General features: G+C 48.9%; 1 protein-coding gene and 1 pseudogene. Both read right to left on the reverse strand.

The genetic code is table 11. The features are described from left to right. Positions 1–61: pseudogene (locus tag HEN33_RS25850) on the reverse strand (holin); the annotation flags it as partial. A gap of 149 nt (positions 62–210) precedes the next feature. Then, positions 211–274: hypothetical protein (locus tag HEN33_RS27260; protein WP_373453207.1), on the reverse strand; the 64-nt coding region annotated here is incomplete at its 5' end.

The following is a 274-nucleotide window of genomic DNA, read 5'->3' on the forward strand; positions in this document are numbered from 1 at the left end:
CCGTCCCCACCGCTGACGTGGTGTATGACACACCCGTTGTGATTTTTTCCATCTGGTACATACCCCGTCTCCCGTTATCCGGAAGCTGACAACAATAAAAAAGCCACCAGTTAACTACTGATGGCTCTGATAACTCATGCAGGCGTCTCAGACGACCCACTGACACTACCGGTGAGTTTAACGATACCTTCCATTTGACTGGCTCACTTTTTATGATGATGCCGGTGCATTTATCTCCAGCACCAGACTTTCTATCTCAACGCCATACGCTGCA

This window comes from Escherichia sp. 94.0001 (genome assembly GCF_013369155.2).
Lineage (GTDB): Bacteria > Pseudomonadota > Gammaproteobacteria > Enterobacterales > Enterobacteriaceae > Escherichia > Escherichia coli_F.